The organism is Thermus arciformis (assembly GCF_900102145.1).
GTDB classification, from domain to species: Bacteria; Deinococcota; Deinococci; order Deinococcales; family Thermaceae; genus Thermus; species Thermus arciformis.
In genome coordinates this window covers 68,408-90,852 of record NZ_FNBC01000001.1, presented here as the reverse complement: position 1 = coordinate 90,852, position 22,445 = coordinate 68,408, and the positions used below count along the sequence as shown (strand labels likewise).

Here is a 22,445-nt window from a genome sequence, read left to right as displayed (position 1 = left end):
CCATTGTATAGGATGAAGGGGTGGAGCGCCTGGCCGACCTGGTGGACCTCTACGAGTACCGGGTGGAGGACCTCCTCCAAGGCCGCACCCCCAAGGGGGGGAAAAGGGCCCTGTTGGAGCTCCGCTCCCTCCTCATACAAAGCCGGCTCCCCGCCCCCCTCGCCAAGCGCTTCCGCCAGGCGGACGCCCGCTTCCGGGCCCTGAGGGAGGCCAAAGCCCCCGAGGCCCCTCCCCCAGAACTTCCCCCCCTCCTGGAGGAAACCCCCCAGGAGGCGCCCGAGGAAAAGCCCCAGGACCTCAGAAGCCTTGCCCTCAAGGTCTGGCGCCTCCTCGCCCTCCGGGAGGTCCAGGCCAAGGCCAAGGAGTTCCTCTCGGGAAGGCGGGAGGAGCTCAGGCTCATCCACGCCTTCTTGCAAAACTACCAGACTTACCGGGAGACCGAGGGCTTCCGGCGGGACTTCAACCTCTCCCGCTTCACCCCGAGCCACCCCATCCCCTCCCTCTCCGACACCCTCTTGGACCTCGAGGACCCCAAGGTGGCCGGGGCCCTCCTCCAGGAGTACCTGGAGACCGCCCTCCACCTGCCCAAGGACCTGCCCTTGCCCCCGGAGGAGACCCGCGCCTACTTGCGCCGCTTCCTCAACCGCCTCCTGGAGTGGGACGGGGCCTTCGGCCTTCCCCCCAAGAGGGACCTCCTGGCCCTAAGGCGGGCCCTGGAGGAGGCCAAGCGGCTTGGCGCAAGCGCCCAGGAGGTCGCCCGCCTGGAGGAGCGCCTCAAGAAGGAGGCCCAGGAGGAGAGGCGGCGGGAACTCCTCCTGGAAGAGGAAAGGCGCCGCTTCCGGGTGGCCATGGAAAAGGTCCTCGCCCTCCTCAACCTCCTCCCCACCCCTCAAGGGGAGACCCCCTGGCCCGAGGTCCCGGCCCCGGGGGAGGTCCGGGAGCACCTCGCCACCCTTCCCTTGAGGGCGGGCCGGGTCCAGCTTGGGCCCCTCACCCTCACCCTGAGCCAGGCGGAAGGGGTGTGGCACCTGGGCCTGGCCGGGGAGGACCACCCCCTGGAGGAAACCCTGGTCCTCCCCTGGGAGGACCTGGAGGTGTGGGCGGTGCGGGAAGGGGACCTCCTCCACCTCCGCCTCGAGGCCCGCAGCGCCCCCCGGCTCTACGAGCTCCTCTCGGAGGGCCGGGTGCTCGCCCGCCTCCTCTCCCCGGAGAAGGCCTACGCCCACCTCCGCCTCCTCCGGGCCCTCTCCGCCAGGCTCAAGGGGGAGTTCCAGCCCGAGGCCTTCGGCCCCGCCCTGGCGGAGAAGTACCGCCAGGCCCCGGAAGAGGCCCTCCTGGACTTCGCCCGCAAGGGCCTGGAGCTCACCCTAAGGCGCCTGGGGCCCGCAGACCCCCTTCCTTTCCTCCAGGAGGTGGGCCGGGCCCTGGGCCTGGAGAAGGAGGCCGAGGCCCTGGCGGAGGCCCTCCGGGAGTACCTGGGCCGCCGCCCCCCCACCCGGGAGACCCTGGGGGGCGAGGTCCACCTCCTCTCCCTCACCCCCGAGCCCCAGGCCCTGAAGGTGGGCAACAGCGTCCTCTCCCTGCGCCTCCGGGAGGACGCCGCCTACGTGGGCCAGGCAGGGGAGGTGCCGCGGCGCCTAAAGGACCTCCTCCTCTACCCCCTGCCCGAGGGGACCCTGGTGCTGGCCCGGGAGGGGAGGAGGGTGGCGTACCTGGTGGTGGGAAACCCTTGACCTCAGAAGCCCTTTGGTAAAATCCCCGCAAGGGGGTCTTTATGAAAGTTTTAAGGCACCGCGCCTTCGCCCGGCTCATCCTTTCCTATCTGGTCTCGCAAGCGGGGAGCAAGGTCCACCGGGTGGCCTTGCTGGTCTTGGTCTACCTCCTGACGAAAAACGCCCTATGGGTTTCCCTGGTCCTCGGGGTGCAGCTCCTCGGCACCGTGGTCTTCTCTCCCCTCCTCTCCGCCTGGGCCGACACCCAGGACCGGAAGCGGCTTTTGGTCTGGTCGGACCTCCTCAGGGCCCCCCTCGTGGCCCTCATCCCCCTCCTCGGGGCCAAAAGCCTCCCCGCGCTTCTCCTCCTCGTCTTCCTCATGGAGCTCCTCCGGGACCTCCACGACCCCATCCAAAACGCCGTGGTCCCCGACCTGGTGCCCGAGGAGGAGGTGGACGAGGCCAACAGCCTCATCCTCCTCGCCGACCGCCTCTCGGAGGTGCTCTTCGTGGGGGCGGCGGGGGTCTTGGTGGCGGCGGTGGGCCCGGCCTTCGCCTTCTACCTGGACGCCCTCTCCTACCTGGCCTCGGGCCTTCTCCTCACGGGGCTTCCCTCCCTTAGGCCCACGCGCCTCCCCAAGGCGGGGTACCTGGAGCGGGTGAAGGAGGGGGTGGGCCACCTCTTCCGCCACCCCACCCTCCGCCGCGCCGTGGGCACCCTCTTCACCGCCGCGGCCTTCGGCTCGGTGGAGACCGCCTTGGGGGTGGTGCTGGCCATCAAGTGGCTCGGGGTGGGCTCCGCGGGGTTCGGCTTCATGGAGGCGGCCATGGCCCTGGGGGCCATCCTGGGGGGCGTGGGCCTCCCCTACCTCCTGAAGCGGATCCCCAGGGAGCGCCTTTTCCTCCTCGCCCTCCTCCTCTTCGGGGTCTTTGAGGCCTCGGTGGGGCTTTTCCCGGTGTTCGCCTGGGTCCTCGCCGCCTTCTTCGCAAGCGGCTTCCTCAACATGGCCTTCATCGTGCCCGCCCGCTCCATCCTCCAGCTCAACACCCCCCAGGAGATGCGGGGACGGATCTTCGCCGCCTTCAGCGCGGTGATGAACGCCGCCGTCCTCCTCGGCACCATGTGGGGCGGGGCCCTGGAGGGCGCCTTGGGGGCGCCAAAGGTCTTCGTCCTGGCGGGGGCCATGGTGGCCCTCGCCGCGGGCTACGCCCTTCTCACCGGGGGCATTCCCGCCCCCAAGGCCCAGGAGGCCTAGGCCTCCTGCAGCCAGCGGGCGGCCTCGAGGGCGTAGTAGGTGAGGATCCCCTGGGCCCCGGCCCGGCGCAGGGCGAAGAGGCTTTCCAGCACGGCCCGCCTTTCGTCCAGCCACCCCTTGAGGGCCGCGGCCTTGAGCATGGCGTACTCCCCGGAGACCTGGTAGGCGAAGAGGGGCTTGGGGAAGCGCCCCTTTAGGGCATGGAGCACGTCCAGGTAAGGGAGGGCAGGCTTCACCATGAGCATGTCCGCCCCCTCCAGGTCGTCCAAGGCCGCCTCCCGAAGGGCGTCCCAGAGGCCCGCCCGGGGGTCCATCTGGTAGCCGGAGCGGTCGCCGAAGCCCGGGGCGCTTTGGGCCGCCTCCCGGAAGGGCCCGTAGAAGGCGGAGGCGTACTTCACCGCGTAGGAGAGGATGGGCACGTGGGCGAACCCTCCCCGGTCCAAGGCCTCCCGGATGGCCCTAACCTGCCCGTCCATCATGGCGCTCGGGGCCACCACGTCCGCCCCGGCCTGGGCCTGGGAGAGGGCGGTCCTGGCGAGGAGGTCCAAGGTGGCGTCGTTGTCCACGTAAAAGCCCAGGGGGCCCTCCCGCACCACCCCGCAGTGGCCGTGGTCCGTGTACTCGCAAAGGCAGGTGTCGGCCATGACGAGAAGCTCGGGGAACTCCCGCTTGAGGAGCCCTATGGCCCGCTGCACCACCCCGTCCTCGGCGTAGGCCCCCCTCCCCAGGGGATCCTTGGCCTCCTGGGGCAGGACGCCGAAGAGGATCACCCCGCCGAGGCCCGCCTCCAAGGCCTCCTCCGCCACCCGGGGAAGCCCTGCGAGGGGGTGGCGGAAGACCCCGGGCATGGAGGAAACCTCCTCCTTCTCCCCCCCTTCCTTCACGAAGAGGGGAAGGACGAGGTGCTTGGGGGAAAGCTCCACCTCGGCCACCAGGGGGCGGAGCAGGGGGGACCGAAGCCTTCTTGGGCGCTCCATGGCTTCCACTATACTCATGGGGGAGGGACGATGAACCTGCAGAAGCTCCTCAAGGAAGCGCAGAAGGCCCAGAAGAAGGCCGCCGAGGTCCAGGAGAGGCTGGAGGCCATGACCGTGGTGGGCTCGGCCCAGGGCCTCGTGGAGGTGGAGGCCAACGGCCACGGGAGGATCCTCGCCCTAAGGCTCAAGCCCGAGGCCCTTAAGGCCTTCCAGGACGACCCGGAAGGCCTCGAGGACCTCCTCCTGGTGGCCATCCAGGACGCCCAAAGGAAGGCCCGCGAGCTCTCGGAAAAGGAGATGGCCCGGGAGCTCGGGGGCGTGGGGGACATGCTGGGGAAGCTCTTCTAGATGAGGTATCCGGAAAGCCTCCTCAAGCTCACCCGGGCCCTCTCCCGCCTGCCCGGCATCGGCCCCAAGACCGCCCAGAAGCTCGCCCTCCACCTGGCCTTCCACAAGGAGGAGGCCGAGGAGCTCAAGGGGGCTTTGGCGGGCCTTTCGGGCCTTGGGGTGTGCCGTCTTTGCGGCAACCTGGCGGAGGGGGAGCTTTGCCCCATCTGCCAGGACGAGAGCCGGGACCCCACCCTCCTCGCCGTGGTGGAGACGGTGGCCGACCTCTACGCCCTGGAAAGGAGCGGGGAGTTCAGAGGGCTCTACCACGTCCTGGGCGGGGCCCTGAACCCCTTGGAAGGGGTGGGGCCCAAGGAGCTCAACCTGGAAAGCCTTTGGCCCAGGCTCTCCCAGGTGCGGGAGGTGGTGCTGGCCACCTCCATGACCGTGGAGGGGGAGGCCACGGCCCTTTACCTGGCGGAGGAGCTTAAGAGGCGGGGAGTGAAGGCGAGCCGCCTGGCCTACGGGCTTCCCGTGGGAGGAAGCCTAGAGTACGTGGACGAGGTCACCCTGGGCCGGGCCCTGGAGGGGAGAAAGCCCCTCTAAAGATGCGCCAACCCGAAGCCCCCACCGAAACCCTCCTGCACGAGCTCTTAACCCGGGTGGACGGCGCCTTCGCCGCCGCCTTGGGCACCCTGGAAGGCCTCCTGGTGGAAGGGGTGGGGCGGAGGCGGGTGGACCTCGAGGCCGCCGTGGCCGAGCACGCCGCCCTCCTGCGCCAGGCCCAGGCCGCCTACGCGGGAAGCCTCTTTACCCCCAGGGTGGAGGAGCTTCTGGTGGGAGGGCATCCCGTGGTAGGCTATGCCCGCATGGTGGGCGCTCGTTCCCCGTCCCGGGAGGGCAAGGGCCTTTTCCTCCTTCTCCTCCTCGAGGCCGGGGGCAACCTCGGCCAGGCGCGCCGGCAGGCGGCCAAGGCCGCGGAAAGGCTTTTGGAGGTGGCGGGATGGCTTACCTAGAAACCCTGGCCCCCTTGGGGGTGAAGCGGGCGGTCCTCACGGGGCTGGACGGCCTGGTGATTGAGGCCCTGGGCCGGGGCGCCCCCCCCGCCGAGGTCCTGGCGGCGGAACTGGCCTCCCTGGCCCGCCACATGGCCCCCCTGGCCGAAGCCCTTTCCGGGGAGGTGCGCCGCTTCACCCTGGCCACGGACCAGCAGGAGGTCTTGGCCTTGAAGGTGGGGGAGTACATCCTCGGGGCGGTGATTGAGCGGGGCATGGACCGCAAGGCCATCGGCCAGGAGCTCTCCCGCATCGCCCTCAAGGTGCAAGGCCTCTAGGAGGAACCATGGTGGAGGAAGCCCTCAAGGAACTCAAGGCCACCCGGGGCGTGCGGGTGGCGGCCCTGCTCAGCGAGGATGGCTTCGTGGTGGAGGAGGCGCGGGAGGAAGGGGCCCCGGAAGCCAGCCTCCTCTCCGCCCGGGCCGCCACCGTCTTGGGCACGGCCCAGGCCCTGGCCCAGACCCTGGGCCAGGAGGGGCTGGAGGAGGTCATGGTAGAGTACCCCGAAGGGGCGCTCCTTCTGGCGCCCCTCCCCGGGCACCACCTTCTCCTGTTCCTGGACGGGGTGAAAAGCCTAGGCCGGGCGCGGCTCACGCTGAAGAAGGTGCTGCCCAAGATAGAGGAGGCCCTCCGATGAACGAGCTCAAACTGGACATTCAGATAGACAAGGACACCGCCCTAGGCCGCTACGCCAACCTGGCCCTCATCGCCCACACCAAGAACGAATTCATCCTGGACTTCGCCCTGCTCCAGCCCCAGGGCGGGGCCCTGGTGGTGAGCCGGGTCATCACGAGCCCGCAGCACGCCAAGGCCCTCCTCCGGAGCCTGGCCGAGAACGTGGCCCGCTACGAGGAGACCTTCGGCCCCATCCCCGAGCCCGTGGCGGAGAACCAGGCCTAAAGACCCCCTGAAGCCCCCGTCCGTGTCCCCGGACGGGGACCTTTATATTCTCCTTTCCTTACGCCCGGCCCAAGCCAGCATGGGGCGGCGCTAGAGGTTTTCCCGCCACCAGTCCAGGTAGGCCCGAAGCCGGGCCAGGCGGCGGTCGGGCCGCCCCGAGCGGGAAAGCTCGTGGCCTTCCTCGGGCACCCTAAAGAACCGGGCCTTGACCCCGAGGTGGAAGAGGGCGGTGTACCAGGTCTCCCCCTGGTCTATGGGGCAGCGGTGGTCCTCTTCCGAGTGGACCACGAGGGTGGGGGTCCGGACCCGGTGGACCAGGCGGAGGGGGCTCTTCTCCCAAAGGACCTCGGGCCTCTCCCAGGGCTTGGCCCCAAGCTCCAGGTAGGTGAACCGGGGGCCGATGTCGCTCGCCCCGAAGAAGCTCAGCCAGTTGCAGATGCTCCGGTCGGTGACCGCCGCCTTGAAGCGGGTGGGGTAGCGGGCCGTGAGCCAGTTCGTCATGTACCCGCCGTAGCTTCCCCCCGCCACCCCCACCCGCTTGGGGTCCAAGGGGAAGTGGGCCAGGACGTGGTCCAAGAACCCCATGAGGTCCCGCTCGTCCCGCTCCCCCCACTCCCCCTCCAGGAGGGCGAAGTCCTGGCCGTAGCCCGTGGAGCCCCGGGGGTTGGCGAAGGCCACGGCGTAGCCCGCCCGGCGGAAAAGCTGGAGCTCCAGCATGGGGGCGGCCCCGAAGGCGGTGTGGGGCCCCCCGTGGATGTAGAGGACCACCGGGTGGGGCCCCTCCCCCTCGGGCAGGAGGACCCACCCCGGGACCCTGTGCCCCTCGGGGCTTGTCCACTCGGTGTAGAGGGGCTCGGCCAGGTCCAAGACCCCGGCGTTGGGGTCAAAGGGGCCCAAGGGGCCCTCGAGCCTGGCCGGGTGGGTGAAGTCCTCCTTGAGGAGGAAAAGCCCCCGCTCCGTGAGGGCGAAGGCGAGGACGCTTCCCCCCTCGGTGAGGGCCTCCGCCCTCCCGTCCAGGCCCACGCGGTAAAGCCGCGCCCTCCCCGCCTCGGTGCGCACCAGGTAGACCCCGTCTTCGCCCCACCTGGGGCCCTGGGGGTGCTGGCCGTAGCGCAGGTCGGAGTTCAGGGAGTTCTGGAGGCTTCCCTCAAAGAGCACCCGGGCCTCGCCACCTCTGAGGTGGTAGAGCCTCGCCTCCGTGCCCCCGCCCCGCTCAAAGGCGTGCCCCAGGAAGAAGAGCCCCTCCGGGCTCCACTCCAGGGCGAAGATGGGGCCCACGCCCCCGTAGACCTTCTCCAGCTCCCCTTCCCGGAGGAGGAAGAGGGTGTCCCGGCCCTCCGCCTGGGCCCGGGCGTCCTCGGGCATGACCAGGTAGAGCCCCTCAGGGGCGTAGACCATCTCCTTGGGCGGGGGGTAGCGGTCCAGGAGGAGGCGGGCCTTGCCCTCCTCCAGGGCGTAGAGGGCCACCCTCCCCTCGGGCAGAAGCCCCCTCCCGTCAAACTTGAAGGGCCAGCCCCCGAAGACCCGGGGCTCCCCAGGCCGGGGAGCCTCCTTCAGGGCCAGGAAGGCCACCTCGCCCCCGGGGCCAAGGGCGTAGTCCAGGACCCCGGCGGTCTCCGTGAGGCGCTCCGCCTCGCCCCCCCGGAGGTCCAGGCGGAAAAGCTCCTCCCGCTCCCCCACCCGGCGCAGGAAGTAGAGGAAGGGGGCGCGGTAGCGGGGCCTTCTCGCCTCCTCCTGGGTGAGGAGGCGCAAGGCCCCGTCAAAGAGGGCGACGCGGGAGCGGTAGCGGGGCGGGTCCCCCTCCTGGATCTCCGTGAGGAGGAAGAGGGGAAGGCCCTCGGGGCCTGGGGTGAGGTCGGAGAGGAAGCGGAGCTTCAGCAGGGTTTCGGGCTCCATGCCGCCATGATACTGACCGGTCATTCGCCCGCAAAGCCCCCCGGGAGGCATCGGGTAAGCTTTCCCCATGGACCGGGACGAGCTCGTGCGCTACCTGGACGCCTACCTGAGGATCCGGGACTTCCCCCAGGACCCCTCCCTGAACGGCCTCCAGGTGGAGGGGAAGAGGACCGTGCGCAAGGTGGGGGCGGCGGTGGACGCCGGAGAGGCCATCTTCCGGAAGGCCCTGGAAGAGGGGGTGGACTTCCTCCTCGTCCACCACGGCCTCTTCTGGGGAAAGCCCTTCCCCATCGTGGGCCACCACAAGCGCCGCCTGGAAACCCTCTTCCAAGGGGGGATCAACCTCTACGCCGCCCACCTTCCCCTGGACGCCCACGAGGAGGTGGGGAACAACTTCGTCTTGGCCCGGGACCTGGGCCTGGTGGACCTCGCGCCTTGGGACGTGGGGGTGAAGGGGCGCTTCCCCGTGCCTACCCCCCTCCTCCAGGTGGCGGACCGCCTGGGCCAGCTCACGGGCATGCAGCCCTTGGTCCACCAGGGGGGGCCGGACCGGGTGGAGACGGTCATCGTGGTCTCCGGTTCGGGCACGGGCCTCCTCCCCAAAGTGGACGCGGAGCTTTTCATCACCGGGGAGCCCAAGCACAGCGTCTTCCACGAGACCTTTGAGCGGGGGCTCAACGTCATTTACGCGGGGCACTACGACACGGAGACCTTCGGGGTGAAGGCCCTCGCCGCCCACCTCGAGGCCCGCTTCGGCCTCCCCTGGGCCTTCCTGGACCACCCCACGGGGCTCTGATGGAAGGGCTCTTCCTTACCCTGGAGGGCCTGGACGGGAGCGGCAAGACCACCCAGGCGGCCCTCCTCGCCCGCTTCCTCGAGGAACGGGGGCTCAGGGTGCGCCTCACCCGGGAGCCCGGGGAGGGGTTAAAGGGGGTGAGAGGCCTGCTGGAGGAAGAGCTTTCCCCGGAAGCGGAGTACCTCCTCTTCAGCGCCGACCGGGCGGAGCACGTGCGCAAAACCATCCTCCCCGCCCTCAGGGAGGGGGCCTGCGTGGTCTCGGACCGCTATTTGGACTCCAGCCTGGCCTACCAGGGCTATGGCCGGGGGCTTCCTCTTCCCTGGCTCCAAGAGGTGGCCGAGAGGGCCACCTTAGGCCTCAAGCCCCACCTCACCTTCCTCCTGGACCTCCCCCCCGAGGTGGCCCTCAGGCGGGCGAAGGGCAAGGACCGCATGGAGAAAGCTGGGCTCGCCTTCTTCCAAAGGGTGCGGGAAGGGTACCTCCACCTCGCCCGCTCGGAGCCTGGGCGCTTCGTGGTCCTGGACGCCACGAGGAGCGTGGAGGAAGTGCAGGAGGCGATCCGGGCCCGCCTTAAAGCCTTCCTGCCATAATGGACCCATGCGCTTCTTCGCCCTCCTCGGCCTCCTGGGCCTCCTCGCCCTGGCCCAGGGGCTCACCTTCCCCAAGAGCACCCTCTACGTGGAGGGAAACGGCAAGCGCCACCTCCTCAAGGTGGAGGTGGCCGACACCCCCGCGCGCCAGGCCCAGGGCCTCATGTTCCGGGAGCGCCTCGGCGAGGACGAGGGCATGGTCTTCCTCTTCCCCGCCCCCACCGCCGGGGGGTTCTGGATGAAAAACACCCTCATCCCCCTCTCCATCGCCTTCTTCAACCGGGAAGGGGTGGTCCTGCGGATCCTGGACATGGCCCCCTGCAAGGCCGACCCCTGCCCCGTCTACTACCCCGGGGTGGTCTACCAGGGGGCCCTGGAGGTGAACCAAGGCTGGTTCCGGAGGCGGGGCCTCGCCGAGGGGGCCCGGGTGGGCGGGGAAGCCCTGAAGCTTTGGCCCAAGTAGTGGAGCGGAACCCCCTCTTCCCCCTGGCCGCCTTCCTCCTCCTCGTCCTCCTCTCCGTCTTTTCCCTCCTGGGCTACCTCCTGGCCTTCCGCAAGCTCCCCCCCACCCCTTCCCCCACCGCCATCCAGGTGGAGACCCGGGAGGGCCTCAAGACCCTAAAGGGCCGCCTGGCCCGCACCCCCGAGGCCTGGGCCCGGGGGCTTGGCCTGCGGCAAGAGCCCCTGGAGGCCCTCCTCTACCTCTTCCCCGAGGCCACGGACGCCCCCTTCAGCGCCGAGGGCTACCGCTTCCCCGTGCAGGTGGCCTTTCTAGACGGGGAGGGCCGGGTGCTGAAGGTGGCCCACCTGAAGCCAGGAGAGACCTACGCCCCCGGCACGGCCTACCGGGGGGTGTTGGAGGTGCGGGAAGGCCTCCTGGAGGTCTCCCCCGGGGACCGGGTTCTGCCCTAGCGCCCCTGCTGCAGGCCCCTCAGGTCCAGGAGGAAGTTCCCGGTGCTGGGCACGAAGACCGTCTGCACCCCCGGGGCCAGCTTCTCGGCGAAGGTGAGCTGGACCACCTCGGGGGCGTTCTTCAGGGCCCGGCCCCGAAGCTCTATGGCCTTCGCCTCCCCCTCGGCCCGGAGGATGGCGGCGTCCCGCTCCCCCTGGGCCTCAATGACCCGCCTTTGGGCGGCGATCTCCGCCTGCTTGCGGCGGTTGATCTCTATCTGCACCTGCTGCTCGGCGGTCTGCTTCTCCTCAATGACCTTGGCCACGGCCTCGGGGATGCGGATCTCCCGTAGGAGGACGGAGACGAGCTCAATGTGGTACTGGCGCAGGACCTCCTCGAGGCCCTCGCTCACCGAGGTCTCCAGGGCGGTGCGCTGGGTGCTGATGAGCTCCGCGGCGTTGTACTGCCCCACGGCGTCCCGCACCTTGGAGCGCACCTGGGGGACGATGAGGGTCTCCAGGTAGCCGGGCCCCACCTCCTGGTGGAGCTTAGGGGCCCGGTCCTTGAGGATGCGGTACTGGACGGTCACGTCCACCCCGATCTCCAACCCCTCCTTGGAGCGGGCGCGGATGGAGGTGTCCGCCTTGCGCTCCCCCTCGTGGGGGGCGGAGAGGGTGACCTCCTTCACCCGGGCATCGTAGAGGACCACCTGCTGGAGCCCCGGCACCACGAAGTGCACCCCTTCCATGAGGGGACGCTCCTGCACCCCCTTGAGGATGTTGAAGACCACCCCCACGTGCCCCGCGGGCACCACCACGAAGCTGTTGGCCAGCACCAGGAGCAAGGCCCCAAGCCCGAGGAGGGAAGGCCCGTACCGCCTTTTGGGGGTGAAGAGGAGCCCCACCCCCAACAAGACCAGCACCAACGCGGCCAGGTTCAGCATGAAAGAAGTATAAGGGCCCGAAGCCTGGGCCCCGGGCCGTAAGAAGAACCACAGGCCCCCGCTCGGGGCTTCGCCAGAGGAGGGTACCTACTCCTTGGACTCCCCGCCTTCGGATTTGGAACCGGAGTCCTTCTTGGCGTAGTCCTTCACGTGCCACCCCGACCCCTTGAAGATGATGGCCGGCGGGGTGATCACCCGCTTCAGGGGCTCCCCGGTTTCGGGGTGGGCCTTCAGGGGCTCGTCGTGGAAGCCCTGTTCAAACTCGTAGTAGTTCCCCGTCTCCAGGCCCTTGTAGACGTAGACCGGCATACCCTAACCCTCCCGTAGGGCATTTTGACACTCACTTCCCTTGAGTGTCAAGAGGCCGGGGTGGTACCCTCCCCCCGTGGACAAGCCCACCCTACGCCGCCACGCCCTAAGCCTCTGGCGGACCCTGGACCGGACGGCCCTCTCCCGCCAGGTGCTGGAGGCCCTGGTGCCTTGGCTTGGGGCGAGGGGCTTCCGGGACATCCTCCTCTACCACCCCCTGCCCCACGAGCTGGACCTCACCCCCCTGGTGGAGGCCTACCCCGCCCGCTACTACCTCCCCAAGGTGGCGGGGGAGGGCCTGAGCGTCCACCCCTGGGGCCCTTTGGCCCCGGGGCCCTTCGGCCTCCTCGAGCCCACCACGGAGGCCGTGGACCCCGGGGTCTTGGAGCTGGTGGTGGTGCCGGGCCTGGCCTTTGACCGGGAGGGCTTCCGCTTGGGCCACGGCAAGGGGTTTTACGACCGCTTCCTCGCCGGGGTGAAGGCCCTCTCCTTGGGGGTGGTGCCCGAGGCCCTTCTCCTCCCCCGCCTCCCCCGGGACCCCTGGGACGTCCCCGTGGCCTTCCTGGCCACGGAAAAGGGGGTGAGGCGGTCGGATGCCCGGGGGGCTTTGGCCCAAGGGTGCTAGACTCGCCCCATGCGGGGTGCCCTCCTGGACCGGGATGGGGTGCTGCTCCTTTTGGACGAGGAGGCCCTTTACAAGAAGGCCCTGGAGCTTTCCGCCCGCGGGGTGGGGCTGGAGGGGAGCCTGGCCACCCTGACCGGGGTGATGGGCAGGCTCCTGCGGGCGGTGCGCCACCTGGAGGTGCGCACCCTGGAGGAAGAGGAGGCGCTTTGGCGGGAGCTCGTTCGGGAAGCCTCCCGTAGGCTTAGGGTGCCCGAGGAGGACCTCCTGCCCTGGCGCTACTACCGCTTCTTGCGAAAGGCCCCCCGGGCGGAGGCCCTCCTCCAGAGGCTCAAGGCCCGGGGGCTCCGGGTGGGGGTGCTCTCCAACACCCTGCCGAGCCTTAAGGAAAGCCTGGCCTACCACGGGCTGGAGGGGTACGTGGACGGCTTCTTCGCCTCCTGCGCCCTCGGGGTGGCCAAGCCCGACCCCCGGGCCTTCCTCCTCGCCCTGGAGGGCCTGGGCCTTGCCCCCGAGGAGACCCTCTACCTGGACGACGACCCCGAGAACGTGGAAACCGCCCGGAGGCTCGGCCTCCGGGCGGAGGTCTACGCGGTCAGAGCACCGGGAGCTCGGCCACGGTAACCACCTCCAGGGAAGGGTTCCCCTGCCTGAAGGCGGCGACCCGCCCCACCACGTGCCCCCCCGCCCGGAGGACCACCCGCTCCATGGCCTTCATGGTCTCCCCGCTCGCCACCACGTCGGAAACCAGGGTGACCTTCTGGTTGAGGAGCTTCTCGGCGAAGCGCCGGTCCAGCCAAAGCACCTCCCCCACCCCGAGGGTCAGGGTCTCCACCTCCTGGATGATGGGGTCCTCCATGTAGGGGCGGCGGCGCCTCCTGGCCACCACGTAGGGCAGGCCCAGGGCCTCCGCCAGCACGTGGGTGAGGGGGATGGGGCTGGTCTCGGTGGTGAAGAGGATCTCCGTGTCCGAAGGGACCAAGGGCTTCAGGGCCTCGGCGGCGGCCCGGACGAGCTCGGGGTCCCCCAAGAACTCCACCAAGGGGATGCGCCTTCCCGGAAGGGGCTCAATGAGGGGCACGTGCCGGGTGACGCCGCCTATGGCGATGGGATAGGTCTCCATACCTCCCTCCTACTCGGGCTTGAAAAGGGGCAGGTGGCCCAAGGCCACCACGTCCTGGCGGGGGGTGCCCTCGGTGAAGACGGCGAGCACCGCCACCACTTCCCCCCCCACGCTCTCAATGAGCTCCCTGAGGCCCGCCAGGGTGGAGCCCGTGGAGACCACGTCGTCCACGATGGCCACCTTTTTGCCCCGGATGAGGGGCACATCGGCCCCGTCCAGCACCAAAAGCTGGGGCTTCCCCGTGGTGATGGAGAGCACCTGGCGGCTCACGGGGTTGATCATGTAGGGCTTCTCCGTCTTGCGGGCCACCACGTAGGGCTTGCCCGTGATGCGGGAAAGGGCGTGGGCCAGGGGGACGGCCTTGACCTCGGGGGTGACCAGGGTGTCCACCTCCGGGGGCAGGCGCTTGGCCAGCTCCTCCGCGGCGGCCTCGGTAAGCTCGGTGTCCCCCAAGAGGTTGAGCAAGGCCACGGCCACGTCCGGGCCCACCTGAACGATGGGAAGCTCCCGCTTGACCCCGGCGATCTCCACAGGGTAGGTCCTCACGGGCCCAGTCTATACTGAAGGCATGCTAGGCGCCAAGATTGAAACCCTGGGCGTGGACCCCCAGAACGGCAGCGTGGTGGTCCTGCTCAGGACGGAAAACGACAAGCTCCTCCCCATCGTCATCGGCCCCCTCGAGGCCCACCACATCGTGGTGGCCCTGCAGGGGGAAAAACCCCCAAGACCCCTCACCCCCGACCTCCTCCTCTCGGTGATGGAGATGCTCCAGGCCAAGCTGAAGCGGGTGGAGATCATTGACCTCAAAGAGGGCACCTTCTACGCCCGCCTCATCCTGGAACACCGGGGGATTGAGCTGGAGGTGGACGCCCGCCCCTCCGACGCCATGGCCCTGGCCCTCCGGGCGGGGGCGCCCATCCTGGTGGCGGAGGAGGTGGTGGAGAAGGCCGGGGTGGAAGAGGCGAGCCTCAAGCCCCACGGGGCCGCGGAGGCCTAGGCCTTGCGCCTCCTCGCCCTGGCCCTCTTTCTCTCCCTCGCCCTGGGCCAGCGGCTTGCGGTCCTCGGGGACTGGGGGCAGGACACCCCGGGGCGGGCCCAGGTGGCGGCCCTCCTCCGCCAGGAGCACGCCCAAAGCCCCCTCACCGCTCTCCTCACCACCGGGGACAACTTCTATCCCAAGGGGCAGGTGGTGGAGCGCTTCCTGCAGGACCTCCCCCCCGTCCCCCTCTACCCCGCCTTCGGCAACCACGACGCCCCGAACCTCGAGGCCCAGCTCCGCCGCTTCGGCCTGGAAAGGCCCTACTACCGCCTGCGCCTGGGGGACCTCGAGGCCTTCTTCCTCTACACGGAAGGCGACCTAAGGGCCCAGAGGGCCTGGCTGGAGGAGGCCCTCAAAACCTCCCGGGCGCCCTGGAAGCTTCTGGTCCTCCACCGTCCCCTCTACTCCTCGGGGCTCCACGGGGGAAGCCCCCTCTTGAGGGGCCTCTTAGAACCCCTCCTCCGCCGCCACGGGGTGGCCCTGGTCCTCGCGGGGCACGACCACCACTACGAGCGCCTGGAGGTGGGGCCCACCCACCCTGGTGGTGGGGGGCGGAGGGGCGGGCCTCTACCCCACCCGGCCGCCCCTCCCCTGGAGCCGGGCCCTGGCCGTGGCCCACCACGCCCTCTTCCTGGAGGCGCGCCCGGAGGGCCTTTTGGGCTACGCCCTGGACCCCGAGGGGAAGCTCCTGGACCGCTTCCTCATCCCCAGCCCCCCATGACGTGCACGTGGACGTGGAAGACCTCCTGCCCCCCCTTCTCCCCCACGTTCACCTGGACCCGGTAGCCCTCGAGGCCCAAGCCCCGCGCCACCCGGTTCGCGGTGCGGAAGAGGGCCCCGAGCTTCCGCTCCCCTTCCTCGGTGTCGGGGTAGTCGGAGAGCCTCTCCACGTGCTCCTTGGGCACCACCAGGACGTGCACCGGGGCCTTGGGCCTGATGTCGTGGAAGGCCACGAAGCCCTCGTCCTCGTAGACCTTTCTGGAGGGGAGTTCCCCAGCGATGATGCGGCAGAAGACGCACCCCATGGAAAGCATCCTACCGCACGGGAAGCTCCAGGGACCCCCTGGCCCCTTCCTTCGCCCCTTCCACCCGGCCCAAAAGGACGTACCCCTCCACCCCCAGGACCCGGGCCCAGACCGTCTCCCCGGGGCGGGCCTCGCCCTGAAGGCGGGCCTCGTAGTAGTCCGGGGTGTGGCCCAGGGCCTCGCCCCCCTGGACCCTTTCCACCAGAACCTCCACCCGCTCCCCAAGCTTGGGGCGGATCCGCTCCTCCGCCAGGCGCTGGGCCAGGGCGATGAGCTCCTTGGTGCGCCGCTTCCGCACCTCCGGGGGGACCTGGGGCATGGAGGCCGCCCGGGTCTTGGGCCTCGGGGTGTAGGTGAAGGCGTGGACCCGGGTAGGCCTGAGCTCCTCCAGGAAGGCCAGGGTCTCCCGGTGCTCCTCCTCCGTCTCCGTGGGCAGGCCGGCGATGACGTCGGTGGTGAGGGCGAAGCCGGGGATGAGGTCGTAGGCCCGCCGCACCAACCCCCGGTAGTAGGCCTTATCGTAGCGGCGGCCCATGAGCCTAAGGAGCCGGTCCGAGCCCGTCTGCAAGGAGAGGTGGAGGTGGGGCCTGACCTCGGGGGCGTAGCGGCCGATCACCCTAAGGAGGTCCTCCCCCGTGTCCTCGGGCTCTATGGAGGAAAGCCGCACCTTGGCCCCCAGGTGGTAGAGGTCCTCCACGAGCCCGGCCAGGCCCCGGGGGTGCCCCTTGTAGCTCCCGAGGCGCACCCCGGTGAGGACGATCTCCTTGATGCCCATGCGGAGGAGGGCCTCGGCCTCGGCCAGGGCTTCCCGGTGGTCCCGGTGGCGCTCCTTGCCCCTAAGCCTCGGGATGATGCAGTAGGCGCAGCCCGCCTGGCACCCGTCCTGGACCTTGAGGAAGGCCCGTACCCGGCTATTCAAAAGCCCCCTCTCCCCCGCCCCCCAGAACTCGTTGGGCGGGGTGGTGATGGGGTCAGAGGGAAGGCCGAAGCGCTCCAGGATCACCCGGGGAAGCTCGGCCTTCCGGGCGTTGGGGACCACCGCGTCCGCCCCGAGCTCCTTTAGGGCCTCGGGGGCGAGCTCGGCGTAGCACCCCGTGACCACGATGAAGGCCTGGGGGTTGTACCGCCTCGCCCGGCGCACCTCCTTGCGGGTGTCCGCCTCCGCCGTGGTGGTGACGGCGCAGGAGTTGATGACCACGAGGTCCGCCCCCCCGGCCTCCAGGGGCACCACTTCGGGCTCCAGGGCCTTGAGGAAGCCCAGAAGGGCCTCGGTCTCCACCTGGTTGACCTTGCACCCCAGGGTACGGAAGGCGGCGCGCATCCTTCCCATTCTGGTAAGCTTAGGAGACCCCGTCAACCGCCAAGGGCCAAGTGTGAGCCCCCCCACTTGCCGTGAAAGCCCAAAGGGTAGTAGCATCCTGGCGTCTTGCCCCAAGATATGGGGGTTGAAGGGAGGATTTATGGAGCCCATTTTTGACGAGCACGCCCAGGCCATCGCCAAGCGCCAGTACCTCCAGCCCGGGGACGGGGACATCCTGGGCATGTTCCGCCGGGTGGCCCGGGAGATCGCCAGGCCCGAGAAGCCCGAGGAAAGGGCCTACTGGGAGGAGAAGTTCTACGAGCTCATGGCCAGCAAGCGCTTCTCCCCCGGGGGGCGGATCCTCGCTGGGGCGGGCACCCCCCACGGCAACCTCCTGAACTGCTTCGTCCAAGGGGCCACGGAGAACCCCCCGGAGAGCTTTGAGGGCATCATGGAGGTGGCCAAGAAGCTGGCCCTGGTGACCAAGGTGGGCGGGGGGAACGGGGTCAACCTGGACCCCTACCGCTCCAAGGGAAGCCGCAAGCGCCGGGAGGTCCGGGGCGTGGCCTACCTGTCCGCGGAGCACCCCGACCTCGAGGACTTCCTCCGGGGCCTCATGCGCCCCCCCACCAACCCCGACGGGCCCAAGGAGGCGATCCAGCTCAAGAACTTCACCCGGATGGTCTACGGGGACCTCCCCCCGGAGCTAAAGGCCCTGGCCGAGGCCCAAGGGGTGCGGGTGGTCAAAGCCCCCCCGGAGGAGCGCATCCTGGTCCCCGACGACATGGGGGGCATCGTGGAGGCGGCCAAGGAGGCGGCGGCCCTCGCCCGGCAAGGCCTCACCCCCCACGTGGACTTCTCCCTCCTCCGCCCCGAGGGGGCCCCCATCCGGGGAAGCGGAGGGACGAGCTCGGGGCCCGTAAGCTTCCTCTTTGAGCTCTTTGACCACTTCCTGGAGTGGGCCGCCCTGGGGGCGGAGGAGGCGGGCCCCGTGGCCACCCTGCGCTACGTCTACGCCCCCGTGCTCCGGGTGGTACGCCAAGGCGGAACGAGGCGCGGCGCGGGGATGGCCACCCTCTCCATAGAACACCCCGACCTCCTGGACTTCCTCACCGCCAAGGACCTGGACCGGGAGAAGGCGGAAGGGGACATCTCCACCTTCAACATCTCCGTCCTGGCCACGGACCGCTTCCTGGAGGCGGTGGAAAAGGACGAGCTTTGGCCCGTGACCCCCGTGGAGGTCCCCGGGAAGTACTACCCCTACCCCGTAGAGGGCCCCTACACGGGCAAGCTCCCTCCCCTCCCCGAGAGGGAGGACGGGGCCAAAGCCATCCCCCTCTACGGGGGGAAGGTCCCCGCCCGCTGGCTCTGGCACGAGATCGCCTGGCACGCCTGGGCCACGGGGGAGCCGGGGCTCATCTTCGTGGACCGGGTCAACGCGCTCTCCGCCCTGAAGGGGCTTGGCGAGCGCTACCAGATCCGCTCCACCAACCCCTGCTTCGTGGGGTCTACAAGGATTCCCACCGAGGGTGGCCTTGTGCCCATTGAGGAGCTGGCGCGCGAAGGGGGGAGCTTCTACCTGGTCACGGACAACCGGGCCCCCTTTGGAGGCTTAGGCACCCCCCTCCCCGCCCAGGGCACCACGGTGCGGAAGGCAGCCCGAGCCTTCTTCACCGGCGTCAAGCCCGTGGTTCGGCTCCGCACCCGGGAGGGCCTCGAGGTGACCCTCACCCCGGACCACCTCCTCCTGACCCCGGAGGGCTACCGGGAAGCGGGGAAGCTCAGGCCAGGCGAGAAGATCCTGGTGCAAAGCGGCGAGGGGCTCTTCCCCAAGGAGGAGCGCCTGCCCGCCCAAGCCCTCGCCGTGGTTCACGAGCGGGTGGCCACCGCAGGAGGCCGGGGAGGCCGAGGCCGGGCCGACGTGCACGCCCAATACCGCAACCTCCCCACCCGCTGGAGCCGGGAGCTCGGGGTGGCCTTGGGCTGGCTTTTGGGGGACGGCTACCTGCGGGAGGACGGGGTGGGCTTCTACTTCTCCCGGAAGGACTTCGCCGCCCTCACCTGGCTTCCCGACCTCCTCCGGGACTGGTTCGGCCCAGGCACCCTCCAGGAAACCCGCTCCAACACCTTCCACCTCCACTTCAACCGCATCCCCGCGGAGTTCTTCCAGGCCCTGGGGGTCAAGGCGGCCAGGGCCACGGAAAAGCGGGTCCCGGAAAGCCTCTTTCGCGCTCCCCGGGAAGCGGTGGTGGGCTTCCTCCAGGGCCTCTTCAGCGCCGACGGCTCGGTGCAGATCAACGAGAACAAGCGGGACGCCACCGTCCGCCTGGCCTCCTCTAGTCCGGCCCTCCTCCAGGAGGTTCAGCTCCTCCTTCTCAACCTGGGGATTTTCGGGAAGATCCACAAGCGCAGGGAGGCGGCCCGTAAGGCCTTGCCGGACGGCAAAGGCGGCCTCAGGGAGTACCCGGTGGCGCCCCAGTACGAGCTTATCCTGGGAGGGGAAAACCGGGACCGGTTCGCCGAGGCCGTAGGCTTCCTGCAGGAGGAGAAGCAGTCCAAGCTCTTGGCCTTCCTGCGCCACAGGCCCCGGGGCAGCTACCGCAAGCCCTTCCTGGCCACGGTGGCCAGCGTGGAGCCCGCGGGGGAAGCCCCCGTCTACGACCTCACCGAGCCCGTCACCCACAGCCTCATCGCCAATGGAATCGTCGCCCACAACTGCGGCGAAATCCCGCTCACCGTGGGCGAGCCCTGCGACCTCGGGGCCCTGAACCTCGCGGCCTACGTGGAGGACGGGGAGTTCCAGATGGAGGCCTTCCGCCAGGACGTCCACACCGCCATCCGCTTCCTGGACAACGTCCTGGACGTGAACAAGTTCGCCCTCCCCGACAACGAGATGGCGGCCAAGAGGCTCCGCCGCCTGGGCCTCGGGGTCATGGGCTTGGCCGACGCCCTCATCAAGATGGGCCTCCCCTACGACTCCGAGGAGGCCCGGAAGAAGGTCTACGAGATCGCCTCCGCTCAAAGGGAGGAGGCCATCCGGGCCTCCGAGGCCCTGGCCGAGGAAAGGGGCCCCTTCCCCCTCTACGAGGAGCACCGGGAGTACTTCCAGGCCCTGGGCGTGCGCCCGCGGCGCAACGTGGCCCTCCTCACCGTGGCCCCCACCGGCACCACCAGCATGCTCATGGGGGTCTCCTCGGGGATTGAGCCCGTCTTCAGCCCCTTCGTCTGGCGGAGGATCGGCGGGGAGTACAAGCCCCTCCTCCACCCCCTCTTCGTGGAGCTCATGGAGGCCTACCCGCCCGCCCCCGGGTTTGAGAAGGACGGGAAGTGGGACTGGGAGAAGATCATTGAGGAGATCCAGAAGGACGGCCACGGCTCCGTGCAAAACCTCCCCTTCGTCCCCGAGGCGATCCGTAAGGTCTTCCTCTGCGCCCACGACATCCACCCCTTGGACCACGTGCGCATGCAGGGGGTGGTCCAGCGGGCCTTTGACGCCGAGGGGTACGCGGGGAACTCCCTCTCAAAAACCATAAATCTTCCAAACCACGCCACGGTGGAGGACGTGGAGGCCGCCTACCTCGAGGCCTACCGCACGGGGTGCAAGGGGATCACCGTCTACCGGGACGGCTCCCGGGAGTTCCAGGTGCTGACGGTGAAGAAAGAGTCCAAGGAGGCCCGGGAGGAGCCCGCACCCCAGGCGAAGGCCGAGGAAAAGGCCCCCGCGGGGGCCTCGAGGGAGCCCCCCTACGAGCGCCCGGGCAGGCTCCTCGGCTTCACGGACATGGTGAAGCTCATGACCCCGGAGGGGCAGAAGCGGAGCTTCCTGGTGACGGTGAACGTCCTGGAAGGAAAGCCCATTGAGGTCATCCTCACCTCCGGCAAGGCGGGGGACGAGGCGAACGCCGACAGCGAGGCCCTAGGCCGGGTGGTCTCCATCGCCCTGCAGTACGGGGTGCCCCCGGAGGCCATCGTGCGCACCCTAAGGGGGATCAACGGGGGGCTTTACGGCACCTACCAGGGCAGGCTCGTGTCCAGCAAGGCGGACCTCATCGCCGTGGCCCTGGAGACCATCCCTGGCGAGCTCAAGGGCCAGAAGCCCTTGGCGGAGGAGGCCCCCCTCCCCGCCCTCTCCGGAGGAGGCCTCGCCCTCCCCGGGGCCTCTTCCTGCCCGGTGTGCGGGGAAAAGGCCTTGGTGCGGGAGGAGGGGTGCTGGAAGTGCCAGGTCTGCGGCTACTCCAAGTGCGGCTAGGGGGTTCATGGCCCTTGTCCGGGTCAAGATCTGCGGCATCACCCGCCTGGAGGACGCCCTCCTCGCGGAGGAGCTAGGGGCCTACGCCCTGGGCTTCGTCCTCGCCCCGGGCTCCAAGAGGCGGGTGGACCCCCCTTCCGCCCGGCGGATCTCCCAGGCCCTCGGCCCCTTCGTGGTGCGGGTGGGGGTCTTCCGGGACCAGCCCCCCGGGGAGGTGCTCCGGTGGATGGAGGAAGCCCGGCTCCAGGTGGCCCAGCTCCACGGGAACGAGCCCCCGGAGTGGGCCGAGGCCATCGGGCGCTTTTTCCCCGTGATCAAGGCCTTTCCCCTGGAAGGCCCCGCCCGGCCCGAGTGGGCCCACTACCCCGCCTCCGCCCTCCTCCTGGACAGCCCCCGCCCGGGAAGCGGCGAAGCCTACCCCAGGGCCTGGGCCGAGCCCCTTCTGGCCTCGGACGCCCGGGTCATCCTCGCGGGGGGCCTCACCCCGGAGAACGTGGAAGAGGCCCTGGCCCTAAGGCCCTACGCCCTGGACCTGGCGAGCGGGGTGGAGGAGGCCCCGGGGGTGAAGAGCGAGGCCCGGCTGAGGGCCCTCTTCGGGAGGCTTCGGGGCCTATGATGAAGGGGTGATCGGCAAGGCTCACCCGTTCTTTCCCTACCTGAAGGCCATGCTGGAGGCCGCCCACCTGGCCCGGGGCATCCACGCCTACTACCTGGAAAAAGGCTTTACCCAGGGGACCAAGTCCGGCCCCACGGACCTCGTGACCCAGGCGGACCGGGAGGCGGAGGAGGCCATCAAAGCCCTGCTCTTGGAACGCTTCCCCGAGGCGGGCTTCCTGGGGGAGGAGGGGGGGAGCGAGGGGGGGAAGGAGGTGCGCTTCATCGTGGACCCCCTGGACGGCACGGTGAACTACGCCCACGGCTTCCCCTTCTACGGGGTCTCCTTGGCCTTGGAGGTGGAGGGGAAGGTCCAGGTGGGGGTGGTGATGGACACGAGCCGCGGCGAGGCCTTCTACGCCGTGCGGGGGGAGGGGGCCTACCTGAACGGGCGGCCCATCCGGGTAACGGAGCGGAAGGAGCTCTTGGGAAGCCTCCTCGCCACGGGCTTCCCCTACGACGTGGCCCAGGACCCGGAAAACCTGGTCTACTTCGGCCGGGCCCTCAAGCGGGGCCTCCTGGTGCGCCGACCTGGGGCCGCGGCCTTGGACCTGGCCTACGTGGCCGCGGGAAGGCTGGAAGGGTTCTGGGAGGTGAAGCTCAACCCCTGGGACGTGGCCGCGGGGTGGCTTTTGGTGGAGGAAGCGGGGGGCCGGGTCACCGACCTCGAGGGGAAGCCCTACCGCCTGGGCCACCGCTACATCGTGGCCACGAACGGCTGGATCCACCAGGCCCTTCTGGAGGCCCTCCTCCGGGACTAAGGCGCGGGCGCTTAAA

General features: G+C 69.7%; 26 protein-coding genes and 1 pseudogene. 19 read left to right on the top strand and 8 right to left on the bottom strand.

The window, feature by feature from the left end:
- Positions 1–20 precede the first annotated feature (20 nt).
- Together BLP62_RS00600 and BLP62_RS00595 are read left to right on the top strand one after the other, a co-directional pair.
- Complete coding sequence (locus tag BLP62_RS00600) at positions 21–1,733, top strand: hypothetical protein (RefSeq protein ID WP_093004834.1); 1,713 nt, start codon at positions 21–23, stop codon at positions 1,731–1,733.
- Positions 1,734–1,774: 41 nt separating this feature from the next.
- Positions 1,775–2,968: an MFS transporter gene (locus tag BLP62_RS00595; protein WP_093004832.1), complete on the top strand. Its 1,194-nt coding sequence runs from the start codon at positions 1,775–1,777 to the stop codon at positions 2,966–2,968.
- Here the strand turns inward: BLP62_RS00595 and hemB are convergent.
- Positions 2,965–3,945 carry a porphobilinogen synthase gene (hemB, locus tag BLP62_RS00590; RefSeq protein WP_176758105.1) on the bottom strand — a complete coding sequence of 327 codons (981 nt, stop codon included), beginning with the start codon at positions 3,943–3,945 and terminating at the stop codon, positions 2,965–2,967. The two genes, BLP62_RS00595 and hemB, sit on opposite strands and share 4 nt — an antisense overlap.
- A gap of 30 nt (positions 3,946–3,975) precedes the next feature.
- Between hemB and BLP62_RS00585 the strand changes: the two genes are divergently transcribed.
- From BLP62_RS00585 to BLP62_RS00560, 6 genes are read left to right on the top strand one after another with little or no spacing between them, the layout of a single operon-like run.
- Positions 3,976–4,293, top strand: a complete 318-nt coding sequence (locus BLP62_RS00585) for a YbaB/EbfC family nucleoid-associated protein (protein WP_093004828.1) — start codon at positions 3,976–3,978, stop codon at positions 4,291–4,293.
- Positions 4,294–4,878 (top strand): recombination mediator RecR, encoded by a 585-nt coding sequence (recR, locus tag BLP62_RS00580; RefSeq protein WP_093004826.1) that lies wholly within the window; start codon positions 4,294–4,296, stop codon positions 4,876–4,878.
- Positions 4,879–4,880: 2 nt separating this feature from the next.
- The gene (locus BLP62_RS00575; protein WP_093004824.1) at positions 4,881–5,288 is read left to right on the top strand and encodes a hypothetical protein; all 408 of its coding nucleotides are present in this window, start codon (positions 4,881–4,883) and stop codon (positions 5,286–5,288) included.
- On the top strand, positions 5,276–5,605 hold the full coding sequence (locus BLP62_RS00570; protein ID WP_093004822.1) for a roadblock/LC7 domain-containing protein: 330 nt from the start codon (positions 5,276–5,278) through the stop codon (positions 5,603–5,605). The genes BLP62_RS00575 and BLP62_RS00570 overlap by 13 nt, the downstream gene beginning before the upstream one ends.
- Before the next feature lie 11 nt (positions 5,606–5,616).
- The gene (locus BLP62_RS00565) at positions 5,617–5,964 is read left to right on the top strand and encodes a roadblock/LC7 domain-containing protein (RefSeq protein ID WP_093004982.1); all 348 of its coding nucleotides are present in this window, start codon (positions 5,617–5,619) and stop codon (positions 5,962–5,964) included.
- Positions 5,961–6,227, top strand: a complete 267-nt coding sequence (locus BLP62_RS00560; protein ID WP_093004820.1) for a DUF3467 domain-containing protein — start codon at positions 5,961–5,963, stop codon at positions 6,225–6,227. The genes BLP62_RS00565 and BLP62_RS00560 overlap by 4 nt, the downstream gene beginning before the upstream one ends.
- Before the next feature lie 90 nt (positions 6,228–6,317).
- Here the strand turns inward: BLP62_RS00560 and BLP62_RS00555 are convergent, their stop codons facing one another.
- The gene (locus BLP62_RS00555) at positions 6,318–8,123 is read right to left on the bottom strand and encodes a S9 family peptidase (RefSeq protein WP_176758104.1); all 1,806 of its coding nucleotides are present in this window, start codon (positions 8,121–8,123) and stop codon (positions 6,318–6,320) included.
- A gap of 67 nt (positions 8,124–8,190) precedes the next feature.
- Between BLP62_RS00555 and BLP62_RS00550 the strand changes: the two genes are divergently transcribed.
- From BLP62_RS00550 to BLP62_RS00535, 4 genes are read left to right on the top strand one after another with little or no spacing between them, the layout of a single operon-like run.
- Positions 8,191–8,919, top strand: a complete 729-nt coding sequence (locus BLP62_RS00550) for a Nif3-like dinuclear metal center hexameric protein (protein WP_093004816.1) — start codon at positions 8,191–8,193, stop codon at positions 8,917–8,919.
- Positions 8,919–9,512, top strand: coding sequence for a dTMP kinase (gene tmk / locus BLP62_RS00545; RefSeq protein ID WP_093004814.1), 594 nt, complete (start codon positions 8,919–8,921; stop codon positions 9,510–9,512). The genes BLP62_RS00550 and tmk overlap by 1 nt, the downstream gene beginning before the upstream one ends.
- A gap of 7 nt (positions 9,513–9,519) precedes the next feature.
- The gene (locus BLP62_RS00540) at positions 9,520–9,975 is read left to right on the top strand and encodes a DUF192 domain-containing protein (RefSeq protein ID WP_093004812.1); all 456 of its coding nucleotides are present in this window, start codon (positions 9,520–9,522) and stop codon (positions 9,973–9,975) included.
- Entirely contained in the window at positions 9,975–10,424 is a 450-nt protein-coding gene (locus tag BLP62_RS00535; protein ID WP_093004810.1) for a DUF192 domain-containing protein, read from the top strand. Before BLP62_RS00540 ends, BLP62_RS00535 begins: the two co-directional genes overlap by 1 nt.
- Here the strand turns inward: BLP62_RS00535 and BLP62_RS00530 are convergent.
- Together BLP62_RS00530 and BLP62_RS00525 are read right to left on the bottom strand one after the other, a co-directional pair.
- A complete protein-coding gene (locus tag BLP62_RS00530; protein WP_093004808.1) occupies positions 10,421–11,347 on the bottom strand; it encodes a prohibitin family protein in 927 nt (308 codons plus the stop codon). The genes BLP62_RS00535 and BLP62_RS00530 overlap by 4 nt on opposite strands.
- A gap of 87 nt (positions 11,348–11,434) precedes the next feature.
- Complete coding sequence (locus tag BLP62_RS00525; protein ID WP_093004806.1) at positions 11,435–11,656, bottom strand: FmdB family zinc ribbon protein; 222 nt, start codon at positions 11,654–11,656, stop codon at positions 11,435–11,437.
- A 76-nt stretch (positions 11,657–11,732) separates the two neighbouring features.
- Here BLP62_RS00525 and BLP62_RS00520 point away from each other — a divergent pair, with 76 nt between their 5' ends.
- Both BLP62_RS00520 and BLP62_RS00515 read left to right on the top strand, forming a co-directional pair.
- The gene (locus BLP62_RS00520; RefSeq protein WP_093004804.1) at positions 11,733–12,281 is read left to right on the top strand and encodes a 5-formyltetrahydrofolate cyclo-ligase; all 549 of its coding nucleotides are present in this window, start codon (positions 11,733–11,735) and stop codon (positions 12,279–12,281) included.
- Between the two features lie 9 nt (positions 12,282–12,290).
- Entirely contained in the window at positions 12,291–12,902 is a 612-nt protein-coding gene (locus tag BLP62_RS00515; protein ID WP_093004802.1) for an HAD-IA family hydrolase, read from the top strand.
- On the opposite strand, the gene BLP62_RS00510 is transcribed toward BLP62_RS00515, so the two are convergent.
- Positions 12,874–13,401 carry a type I phosphoribosyltransferase gene (locus BLP62_RS00510; protein ID WP_093004800.1) on the bottom strand — a complete coding sequence of 176 codons (528 nt, stop codon included), beginning with the start codon at positions 13,399–13,401 and terminating at the stop codon, positions 12,874–12,876. The genes BLP62_RS00515 and BLP62_RS00510 overlap by 29 nt on opposite strands.
- A 9-nt stretch (positions 13,402–13,410) precedes the next feature.
- On the bottom strand, positions 13,411–13,947 hold the full coding sequence (locus BLP62_RS00505; protein ID WP_093004798.1) for a phosphoribosyltransferase family protein: 537 nt from the start codon (positions 13,945–13,947) through the stop codon (positions 13,411–13,413).
- 22 nt (positions 13,948–13,969) lie between these two features.
- On the opposite strand from BLP62_RS00505, the gene BLP62_RS00500 reads away from it, so the two are divergent.
- The gene (locus tag BLP62_RS00500; protein ID WP_093004796.1) at positions 13,970–14,398 is read left to right on the top strand and encodes a bifunctional nuclease family protein; all 429 of its coding nucleotides are present in this window, start codon (positions 13,970–13,972) and stop codon (positions 14,396–14,398) included.
- Between the two features lie 3 nt (positions 14,399–14,401).
- Positions 14,402–15,161: pseudogene (locus BLP62_RS14275) on the top strand (metallophosphoesterase).
- On the opposite strand, the gene BLP62_RS00490 reads toward BLP62_RS14275, so the two are convergent.
- Positions 15,142–15,465 carry a histidine triad nucleotide-binding protein gene (locus BLP62_RS00490; RefSeq protein WP_176758103.1) on the bottom strand — a complete coding sequence of 108 codons (324 nt, stop codon included), beginning with the start codon at positions 15,463–15,465 and terminating at the stop codon, positions 15,142–15,144. The pseudogene BLP62_RS14275 and the gene BLP62_RS00490 overlap by 20 nt on opposite strands.
- Before the next feature lie 10 nt (positions 15,466–15,475).
- A complete protein-coding gene (locus BLP62_RS00485; protein WP_093004792.1) occupies positions 15,476–16,786 on the bottom strand; it encodes a MiaB/RimO family radical SAM methylthiotransferase in 1,311 nt (436 codons plus the stop codon).
- 139 nt (positions 16,787–16,925) lie between these two features.
- On the opposite strand from BLP62_RS00485, the gene BLP62_RS00480 reads away from it, so the two are divergent.
- Genes BLP62_RS00480 through BLP62_RS00470 form a run of 3 tightly spaced genes read left to right on the top strand, consistent with a single transcriptional unit; the run spans position 16,926 to position 22,429 of the window.
- On the top strand, positions 16,926–21,014 hold the full coding sequence (locus BLP62_RS00480; RefSeq protein WP_093004790.1) for an LAGLIDADG family homing endonuclease: 4,089 nt from the start codon (positions 16,926–16,928) through the stop codon (positions 21,012–21,014).
- A gap of 7 nt (positions 21,015–21,021) precedes the next feature.
- Positions 21,022–21,630 carry a phosphoribosylanthranilate isomerase gene (locus BLP62_RS00475; RefSeq protein ID WP_093004788.1) on the top strand — a complete coding sequence of 203 codons (609 nt, stop codon included), beginning with the start codon at positions 21,022–21,024 and terminating at the stop codon, positions 21,628–21,630.
- Positions 21,631–21,637: 7 nt separating this feature from the next.
- Positions 21,638–22,429 carry an inositol monophosphatase family protein gene (locus tag BLP62_RS00470; protein ID WP_093004786.1) on the top strand — a complete coding sequence of 264 codons (792 nt, stop codon included), beginning with the start codon at positions 21,638–21,640 and terminating at the stop codon, positions 22,427–22,429.
- The last annotated feature ends 16 nt before the right edge of the window (positions 22,430–22,445 follow it).